Source organism: Mycobacterium sp. (assembly GCF_035603715.1).
GTDB lineage: Bacteria > Actinomycetota > Actinomycetes > Mycobacteriales > Mycobacteriaceae > Mycobacterium.
Map to the genome: position 1 here is coordinate 1 of NZ_DATNJW010000243.1, position 10,173 is coordinate 10,173.

The 10,173-nt window shown below is 64.9% G+C and carries 7 protein-coding genes; 5 read left to right on the forward strand and 2 right to left on the reverse strand.

From position 1 onward, the window contains the following. Positions 1-372: 372 nt before the first annotated feature. Together VN856_RS10315 and VN856_RS10320 are read right to left on the reverse strand one after the other, a co-directional pair. Positions 373-1,137 carry a DUF732 domain-containing protein gene (locus VN856_RS10315; protein WP_325688611.1) on the reverse strand — a complete coding sequence of 255 codons (765 nt, stop codon included), beginning with the start codon at positions 1,135-1,137 and terminating at the stop codon, positions 373-375. A 184-nt stretch (positions 1,138-1,321) separates the two neighbouring features. Further along, a complete protein-coding gene (locus VN856_RS10320) occupies positions 1,322-1,729 on the reverse strand; it encodes a group 1 truncated hemoglobin (protein ID WP_325688613.1) in 408 nt (135 codons plus the stop codon). A gap of 165 nt (positions 1,730-1,894) precedes the next feature. Here VN856_RS10320 and VN856_RS10325 point away from each other — a divergent pair, with 165 nt between their 5' ends. The 5 genes from VN856_RS10325 to dnaE form a co-directional block, all read left to right on the forward strand. Beyond that, entirely contained in the window at positions 1,895-2,911 is a 1,017-nt protein-coding gene (locus tag VN856_RS10325; RefSeq protein WP_325688615.1) for an SDR family NAD(P)-dependent oxidoreductase, read from the forward strand. Positions 2,912-2,918: 7 nt separating this feature from the next. Next, on the forward strand, positions 2,919-3,722 hold the full coding sequence (locus VN856_RS10330) for an SDR family oxidoreductase (RefSeq protein WP_325688617.1): 804 nt from the start codon (positions 2,919-2,921) through the stop codon (positions 3,720-3,722). Continuing rightward, positions 3,722-4,153, forward strand: coding sequence for a type II toxin-antitoxin system Rv0910 family toxin (locus tag VN856_RS10335; RefSeq protein WP_325688619.1), 432 nt, complete (start codon positions 3,722-3,724; stop codon positions 4,151-4,153). Before VN856_RS10330 ends, VN856_RS10335 begins: the two co-directional genes overlap by 1 nt. A gap of 93 nt (positions 4,154-4,246) precedes the next feature. Beyond that, entirely contained in the window at positions 4,247-7,207 is a 2,961-nt protein-coding gene (locus VN856_RS10340; protein ID WP_325688621.1) for an RND family transporter, read from the forward strand. 89 nt (positions 7,208-7,296) lie between these two features. Continuing rightward, positions 7,297-10,173, forward strand: a 2,877-nt coding sequence (dnaE, locus tag VN856_RS10345; protein WP_325688623.1) for a DNA polymerase III subunit alpha, incomplete at its 3' end; no start/stop codon positions are given.

The window sequence follows — 10,173 nt, forward strand, 5'->3', positions numbered from 1 at the left end:
CAGTGCCACCGCGATCGGGACCAGTACGCCCAGATCGCCTACCGCCCCGGCCAATTCCGCGCGATCGAATCGAAATGGGCTTGGCCCTGACTCGAGCTCCGCTGGCGCCGTGCCGACCATGTCAGCACTCTAATGCAGAGCGCTCCAGCGGGCAGTCCTCGAACTTGGCGGCATCGCTCACGAGGCGCCCAACCCACGCGTGAGAGCGATTCCACGGCTGCGACACCGTACTTCGCCGTGTTCTACGTGATCGCCGCGCTGGTCACCTTGCGCGTCTATCTACGACGGCCGTCTGAGCAGATTGCCGAGCAACCCGTGTTGGCGGCAGCCGGCGCCTGAGCTACGGCCTCGCCGTCGGCGTTGACGTCGTGGTCAGGGCGCGAGCCGGATGTGGCCCGGCGGCGCCGGTGGAGCCGGCGCCGGGGTCTCCGGTGCCGGGGCGCCGCCGTTTCCGCCGTTTCCACCGCCGGGCTCAGGAGCAGGGGCAGGGGCTTGCGGCTGTTCTGCCTGCGGTGGCGATTCCTGCGGTGGCGCTTCCTGGGGCGGTGGTTCCACCTGTTGCTTCCGTTGCGGTGCCTGCTGAACATGTCGCGGCGGCGGAGGCGGTTCCTGCGGGGCCGGCGCCAGTGGCTCGGGCGGAGGTGGTGCCGCCGGCACCGGCAGCGGCTTCGTCGGCGGGATTTCTCCGGCGGGGAGAGCTTCGGTCACCGAGGCCAGCACTATGACGACGCCGCGCGAGCCGCGCCCGTCGTAAGCCGCGATCGAAGCGATCTTGCCGGCGTCGTACGGACAATAGGCTTGCACTGACGCGGTGATGAATTGGTTGATGGTTCGGGTGATCCGGTCAGGGGGATTCAGGCGTGTCAGCGGATTTTCGTTAAACCCATTGTTCCTAATCAATTCCACCAAGTCGCCCACCGACATCCCGCCATCGAGTTTGGAACACGCTTTGTGCGCGGTCTCGATGAGGCTGTTCGCGTTATCGACCGGGGGAATGTCTTTCTCGCCGAGGAGGTCGAAGAACTTCTGGTCTTGGCCCGGGTCCGCAACTGCCGTGCCGCCGGGAAGAAGCGCCGCGCCGAGTACGGCGACGGAAGCCACCGCGGCGGGGAGGTGTCGGATCAATCCGGAAGACATGGCCGGGTTTCCGTTCTGCTGAAGCCATCGGCTGACGAGCCCTGAGTTCTAATCTAGGCCGCGCATGGCAATTCCGCAGACACCGGCGCCGCGGGAGGGGGGTTCGCCGAGCGTGCGGTCCGCGCGATAAGCCAGGCCGCCAATGCGCGGACCCCCGCACGCTCGGCGAAGTTTGAAGCGGTGTTCAGACGACCGCTTTGATGTCCTCCGTTGCAATCTCGCCGGCCAGCGGGGCGATGGTTTGAAGGATCTCGGTGATCGTGTCCGGGTGGAGCCCGGCCGCGCACAGCGAATCCGCCAAATGCGCGGCCACAATGGCGAAGTGATGCATCGTGATGCCACGGCCTTCGTGCACCTGCCGCATCGGCGTTCCCGTGTAGGGCCCCGGCCCGCCGAGCACCGAGGACAGGAATTCGACCTGCCTGGCCTTGACGCACTTCATGTTGGAGCCCGCGTAGAAGCCGGCCAAGTGGTCGTCGTCGAGTACACGGCAGTAGAAGTCCTCGACAACGACTTCGAGGGCGTCGTGACCACCGATCTGCTCATACAGCGATGCCGCACCGGGCCTGCGAAAGCGGGTCAGTATTCCCATGCGCAATAGCGCACCACCTCACCGTTGCCCGCCAGTTAGAGCGCCATCACCGCTGGATTACCCGGCGTAACAACCGGATTGCCGAACAAGCGCCTGTACTGCTCAGCGGTATAGCAGACTCGGTGGAAATGCCAGGGGAATCACCATCGGGAGAGCGTGGAAGCTATGAATCTGGGTGATCTGACCGGTCTGGTCGAGAAGCCTTTCGCCGCTGTGTCCAATCTCGTCAACACTCCGAACTCGGCCGGTCGCTACCGACCCTTCTACCTGCGTAATCTGCTCGACGCGGTACAAGGTCGCACGCTGCACGATGCCGTCGACGGCACGATCACCCTGATCACGGGCGGATCGTCCGGCATCGGCGAAGCGGCGGCGAAGAAGATCGCGGATGCGGGCGGCGAGGTGGTGCTGGTCGCGCGCACCCGGGAGAACCTGGAAAAGGTCGCCGACGAGATCCGTAGCAGCGGCGGCACGGCGCATGTCTACCCGTGCGACCTGTCCGACATGGATGCCATCGCAGAGATGGCCGACCAGGTGCTGGCCGATCTCGGCGGCGTCGACATGCTGATCAACAACGCCGGACGATCGATACGCCGCTCGCTGGCGCTGTCCTACGACCGCATCCACGACTATCAGCGCACCATGCAGCTGAACTACCTCGGCGCGGTACAGCTGATCCTCAAATTCATTCCTGGCATGCGGGAACGCGGGTTCGGTCAGATCATCAACGTGTCATCGGTCGGGGTGCAGACCCGCGCGCCGCGGTTCGGCGCTTACATCGCCAGCAAGGCTGCGCTGGACAGCCTGTGCGACGCGTTGCAGGCCGAGGTGGTCGGCGACGACATCAAGTTCACCACCGTGCATATGGCGCTGGTCCGGACGCCGATGATCAGCCCCACCAAGATGTACGACAAATTCCCGGCGCTGACCCCGGACCAGGCCGCGGGTGTGATCACCGATGCGATCGTGCACCGGCCCCGGCGGGCCAGCTCGCCGTTCGGGCAGTTCGCCGCCGTCGCCGACGCCGTCAACCCGGCGGTGATGGATCTGGTGCGCAACCGGGCGTTCGAAATGTTCCATGATTCGTCAGCCGCCAAGGGTGATGAATCCGACAGCGGCGCAACCGATTTCGATCCCCGCAGCGAGACGTTCGTTCGCGCGACCCGCGGAATCCACTGGTGAGGCGATCATGAGTCTTCCGAAACCGACCAACCAAGAAGCCGTTGTCATCACCGGCGCCTCGTCGGGTATCGGTACGGAGCTGGCCCGCGGACTGGCCCGGCGCGGCTATCCGTTGGTACTTGTGGCCCGCCGCCAGGAACGCCTCGACGAGCTCGCCGACGAGGTCCGCGCCCAATACTCGGTGGCGGCGGATGTCTTTCCGCTCGACCTGTCTGATGCCGGGGCGCGCGAGCAACTCGCGAAGCGGCTTCGCACCGAGGCGATCGCCGGGTTGTGCAACAGCGCCGGCTTCGGCACCAGCGGGGTCTTTCAGACTCTGCCAGTCGAGCGGGAAAGCGAGGAGGTCGTCCTCAACTCGCTGGCGTTGGTGGAACTGACCCACGCCGCATTGCCCGGCATGATCGAGCGGGGAGCCGGTGCGGTACTCAACATCGCCTCGATCGCGGGATTCCAGCCGATCCCGTACATGGCCGTGTATTCGGCGACAAAGGCGTTCGTGCAGACCTTCTCCGAGGCGGTGCACGAGGAACTGCACGGCACGGGCGTCTCGGTGACGGTGCTGTGCCCGGGCCCGGTGCCGACGGAGTGGGGCGAGATCGCCAGCGCCGAGCGCTTCAGCATTCCGCTTGCGCAGGTGTCGCCGCACGACGTCGCCGAAGAGGCCATCCGCGGAATGCTCGCCGGTAAGCGCAGCGTGGTGCCCGGAATCGTGCCGAAGGCCGTGAGCATCGGCGGCCGGTACGTGCCACGCAGCCTGCTGCTGCCCGGCATACGGATCGGCAACCGATTCCGTGGCGGACCCAGTCGCTGATGGCCGCGGTCGACGTCAAGGCCGATGTGCCGATGAGCCCGCAGGACATGTGGGAGCACGTGTCCGATCTCTCCGAATTGGGTGAGTGGCTGGTGATGCACGAGGCGTGGCGCAGCGAGCTTCCCGCGGAGTTGAGCACAGGAACCCAGGTCGTGGGCGTCGCACGCGCCAAGGGACTGCGTAATCGGGTGACATGGACGGTCACCACCTGGGATCCGCCGCACCGGGTCGCCTTGTCCGGATCCGGCAAGGGCGGCGCGAAGTACACCGTCACGCTCACCGTGTCGCCCACCAAAAAGGGTTCGAACCTGGGCGTGCGCCTCGAGTTGGGCGGGCGTGCGCTGTTCGGCCCGGTGGGTGCGGCCGCAGCGCGGGCCGTCAAAGGTGACGTCGAGAAGTCGCTGAAGCAGTTCGTCCAGCTCTACGGATAGCGGCGCGGGCCGGCTCGCTACGACCGAAGGGTCTACAGATCCAGCGAACGGCGGTAACCTGGCCGAATGGTGCGGGGGGCGCGTGGAGCCGCTATGTCCGAAGCCAGGGGGCTGTTCGGTTGGATCGGCGTGGTTGTGCAGCGCTGGCCGTGGGCGGTCATCGGGTTTTGGATCGCGCTGGCCGCTGTTCTGTCGGTGACATTTCCGCCGCTGACCGAGATGGCCGCCAAGCGGCCGGTTCCCATCCTGCCGAACGACGCCCCGGTGCTGCAAACGACGCGACAGATCTCCCAGGCGTTCAACCAGTCCGGCTCCGAGAATGAAAACGTGCTGCTGGTCGTCCTGACCGACGACAACGGACTGAACCCCTCCGACCTCGCCACCTATCGCACACTGGCCGACAACCTGCGGCCAGACACCCACGACATCGTGATGCTGCAGGACTTCATCCACACACCCGCCCTGCGCGAGGCGATGACCAGCAAGGATCACAAAGCCTGGTACCTGCCCATGGTGCTGTCCGGCGGAGTGGGCACACCCGAGCTGCACGAGGGATTCGGCCGGGTCGCCGACATCGTCAAAAAATCCGTCGCCGGGACAACGCTGACGTCAAACCTGACCGGCCCGGCGGCCACCGGCGACGATCTGATGTACATCGGTATCCGCGATATGCACGTGATCGAAGCCGCGGTCGTGATCATGGTGCTGATCATCTTGTTCCTCATCTATCGAAACCCGCTCACGATGATGTTGCCGTTGATCACGATCGGCGTATCGGTCGGAGTCGCGCAGTCCATCGTGTCGGGCGTCGCCGAACTCGGTCTAGGCGTCTCCAGCCAGACGATTACTTTGATGACGACGATGATGGCCGGCGCCGGCATCGACTACGCCGTGTTCCTGATCAGCCGCTACCACGACTATCTGCGGCAGGGCATGCCTTCGGACGAAGCCGTTGCCGCGGCGCTGACGTCGATCGGCAAAGTGATCGCGGGGTCGGCGGCAACGGTGTCGATCACCTTCCTCGGGATGATCTTCACCAAGTTGGGAGCGTTCAAAAACGTCGGACCGGCGTTGGCCATTTCCATTGCGGTGGCGTTGTTTGCCGCCGTGACGTTCCTGCCGGCGCTCATGGTCCTGGCCGGAAAGCGCAATTGGATCAAGCCGCGGGGCGATCTCACCTCCCGCTTCTGGCGGCGCTCGGGAATTCGCATTGTGCGCAAACCGGTGATCCATCTGGTCGGCAGTCTCACCGTGCTGGTCATTTTGGCCGGCTGCGCGACGTTCGCCCGCTTCAACTACGACGACAGCAAGACGCTTCCGAGTTCGGTTGAAAGCTCGGTCGGATACAAGACGCTGGGCGAGCATTTCCCGTTGAACGCCACCATCCCCGAGTACCTCGTTGTCCACTCGTCAGAAGACCTGCGTAAGCCGGCCTCCCTTGTTGATCTGAAACAGATGGAACAGCGGGTGGGCCAAATGCCCGATATCGCGGCGATCCACGGCGCCCCGGTGCCCACGCCGAAATCGGCCGACAAGCAACCGGCCGACAAGACATCCGCGGACGATGGGCTGACAATCGGTTCTTCCGGAGGCTTGACCGATAAGCGCGACAAGCGCGATAAATCAGACGGCGACGAAGCCGATGGTTTCCCCAACGTGGCCTCCCTGCTGTACTCAGTTGCCAGTACCGGGACCTCCACCCCTGACATGGGCCTACCGCCCGAACTGGCTGCCCTGGCCCCGCCGACCGCCCCAGCCAAAAAAGTCGATGACACGGCAACGTTCGTCAGCACCGTGCGAGCGCTCGGCTTCGCCATGTCCCTGGATGTCGCCGAGATCGCCAACACCGTGGACGCGTCGCCGGTGACCGTGCTGGACGTGGTTGCGGTCACCGACCGTGCGGGTGGCGCGCTGAAGAAGATGTCTGATTTCGCCGAGAAGCTGGCGAACTTCCCTGACGCGACCACCATCGAGGTGGCTTCGCGAAATGTGCGCCAAATACTGGACGACGCCAGCAACGACATGCGGGTGCTGGGCAACGACGACACGGGTCAGCGGCAACGCACGGCAGAAACGCAGAAGGATGCGCACAATTACGCCGACGCGATTCATCAGATGGTCGACGGCGTCAAGGATCTGATCAAGCAGACCGAACACACCGGTGGAGGATTGACCAGTGCGCTGACCGCGTTCATCTCACCCGATGGGCACACGGCGCGGTACCTGGTGCAAACCAAGCTGTATCCCTTCGGCACCGACGCGATGAATCAGATCCGCGGCATCATCGATGCCGCTCGGGGGCCACACCCGGATGCGTTGTTCAAAGAAGCCTCGATATCGGCATCGGGTGTCACCGCGATGCTGCGAGACACCCGCGCCTACTACGCAGACGACATCAATCTCATCATCATCATGACCATTCTGATCGTGTTCCTGATTCTGGTCGCGATACTGCGCGCAGTGGTCGCGCCGCTGTATCTCATTGCCTCAGTGGTGATCTCGTACTTGTCGGCGCTCGGCATCGGCGTCATCGTCTTTCAGTTCCTTCTCGGTCAGCCGCTGACGTGGAGCATTCCCGGGCTGACGTTCATCGTGTTGGTCGCGATGGGCGCGGACTACAACTTGCTGCTGATTTCGCGGCTGCGCGAGGAGTCACCGCATGGGATACGCTCCGGCGTGATCCACACGGTTAGCTCGACGGGCGGTGTGATCACCGCGGCGGGTGTCATCTTCGCCGCCTCGATGTTCGGCATGTTGTTCGCCAGCATCAGCACCCTGGTGCAGTGCGGTTTCATCATCGGGACCGGGCTGCTACTGGACACATTCCTGGTGCGCACCATCACCGTGCCGGCGGTCGCAGTGCTTGTCGGTAAGTGGAACTGGTGGCCGTCCAAGCCGCCGGCGCCCGCGCCGCGCCGGCGAGCTGAACCGCCGGCCCCGCCCATCTCGGAAGCGGCGCCCGAAGTGCCGGACGACACCGCAGACAGCCCGGACGTGAGCCAGAACGGCCGGCACGCCCGCAGGGATCCCGACACCGTCGCGCTCCGGTCGTGAATCGGCGGGTCGTGAGTTGGCCGAAGGGCACGACACACTCTTCGACACGCCGGGTGCGCGTCGGTGTGCGGCCATAGACTGGCGTCCCTATGAGCAAGTCGTTCGTGCACCTGCACAACCACACCGAGTACTCGATGTTGGACGGTGCCGCGAAGGTTGCGCCGATGCTCGCCGAGGCGCAGCGACTACAGATGCCCGCGATCGGCATGACCGACCACGGCAACATGTTCGGGGCCAGCGAGTTCTACAACGGGGCCACCGCCGCGGGCATCAAGCCGATCATCGGTATCGAGGCCTACGTCGCGCCGGCTTCACGTTTCGAGACCAAGCGCATCCTGTGGGGTGATCCGGGGCAGAAGAGCGACGACGTCTCCGGCAGCGGCTCCTACACGCACATGACGATGGTCGCCGAGAACGCCACCGGTCTGCGCAACCTGTTCAAGCTGTCCTCGCTGGCGTCGTTCGAAGGTCAGCTGGGCAAGTGGTCGCGGATGGACGCCGAGCTGATCGCCGAGCACGCCGCCGGCATCATCGCCACCACCGGCTGCCCGTCCGGAGAGGTGCAGACCCGGTTGCGGCTCGGACACCAGCGCGAAGCACTGGAGTCGGCCGCCAAATGGCGGGAGATCTTCGGACCCGAGAACTACTTCCTGGAGCTGATGGACCACGGGCTGTCCATCGAACGCCGGGTGCGCGACGGGCTTCTGGAAATCGGTCGCGCGCTGAACATTCCGCCGCTGGCCACCAACGACTGCCACTACGTCACCCGCGACGCTGCGCACAACCACGAGGCGCTGCTGTGTGTGCAGACCGGCAAGACGCTCACCGATCCCACTCGGTTCAAGTTCGACGGCGACGGCTACTACCTCAAGTCGGCCGCCGAGATGCGGGAGATCTGGGACAACGAGGTTGCCGGCGCCTGTGACTCGACCCTGCTGATCGCCGAGCGGGTCAGCTCGTACGCCGACGTCTGGGAACCCCGCGACCGGATGCCGGTCTTCCCGGTGCCCGATGGCCACGACCCGGCGTCCTGGCTGCGCCACGAGGTCGAGGCCGGCCTGCGCCGCCGCTTCCCTGACGCGCTGCCCGACGGGTACTCCGAGCGGGCCGCGTACGAGATCGAAGTGATCTGCGACAAGGGTTTTCCGTCCTACTTTCTCATCGTCGCCGACCTGATCAACTACGCACGCTCGGTCGACATCCGGGTCGGCCCCGGACGTGGCTCGGCGGCCGGATCACTGGTGGCCTACGCGCTGGGCATCACCGACATCGACCCGATCCAACACGGGCTGCTGTTCGAGCGGTTCCTCAACCCCGAGCGCGCGTCGATGCCCGATATCGATATCGACTTCGACGACCGTCGACGCGGTGAGATGGTGCGGTACGCCGCCGAGAAGTGGGGGCAGGACCGGGTCGCGCAAGTCATCACCTTCGGCACCATCAAAACCAAAGCGGCGCTCAAGGATTCCGCCCGGATCCACTACGGTCAGCCGGGCTTCGCGATCGCCGACCGGATCACCAAGGCGCTGCCCCCGGCGATCATGGCCAAAGACATTCCGCTGTCGGGTATCACCGACCCCAACCACGAACGCTACAAAGAGGCCGCCGAAATCCGCGGTCTGATCGACACCGATCCCGATGTGCGCACCATCTACCAGACCGCCCGCGGCCTGGAAGGTCTGATCCGTAACTCCGGCGTGCATGCCTGCGCGGTGATCATGAGCAGCGAGCCGCTGACCGACGTGATCCCGCTGTGGAAGCGGGCGCAAGACGGCGCGATCATCACCGGCTGGGACTACCCGTCGTGTGAGGCGATCGGCCTGCTGAAGATGGACTTCCTCGGGCTGCGCAACCTCACGATCATCGGCGACGCGCTGGTCAACATCAAAGACAACCGTGGGATCGACCTCGACCTCGAATCGGTGGCGCTCGACGACCCGGCCACCTTCGAACTGCTGGGTCGCGGCGAGACGCTGGGGGTCTTCCAGCTCGACGGCGGGCCGATGCGAGACCTGCTGCGCCGCATGCAGCCCACCGGGTTCGAGGACATCGTCGCGGTGCTCGCGTTGTACCGCCCCGGCCCGATGGGCATGAACGCCCACAACGACTACGCCGACCGTAAGAACAACCGGCAGGCGATCAAGCCGATTCACCCCGAGCTCGAGGAACCGTTACGCGAGGTCCTCGCCGAAACCTACGGCCTGATCGTGTATCAGGAGCAGATCATGCGCATCGCGCAGAAGGTGGCCGGGTACTCGCTCGCCCGAGCAGACATTTTGCGTAAGGCCATGGGCAAGAAGAAGCGCGAGGTGCTGGAGAAGGAATTCGAGGGCTTCTCAGAAGGCATGCAGGCCAACGGATTCTCGGCCAAGGCCATCAAAGCGCTGTGGGACACCATCCTGCCGTTCGCCGATTACGCGTTCAACAAGTCGCACGCGGCCGGTTATGGCCTGGTGTCGTACTGGACGGCGTACCTCAAGGCGAACTATCCCGCCGAGTACATGGCCGGCCTGCTCACCTCGGTCGGTGACGACAAAGACAAGGCCGCGGTCTACCTGGCCGACTGTCGCAAACTCGGCATCACCGTGCTACCGCCCGACGTCAACGAGTCCGGGCTGAACTTCGCCTCGGTCGGTACCGATATTCGCTACGGGCTGGGCGCGGTCCGTAATGTCGGGGCCAATGTTGTTGCCTCGCTGATCAACACCCGCACCGAGAAGGGGAAGTTCACCGACTTCTCCGACTACCTGAACAAGGTCGACATCGCGGCGTGCAACAAGAAAGTCACCGAGTCGCTGATCAAGGCCGGCGCCTTCGATTCGCTCAAGCATCCGCGCAAGGGGCTGTTCCTGGTGCACACCGACGCCGTCGAGTCGGTGCTGGGCACCAAGAAGGCCGAGGCGATGGGGCAGTTCGACCTGTTCGGCGGCGACCCGAACGACGGGGGAGCCGGCGCCGACGCGGTC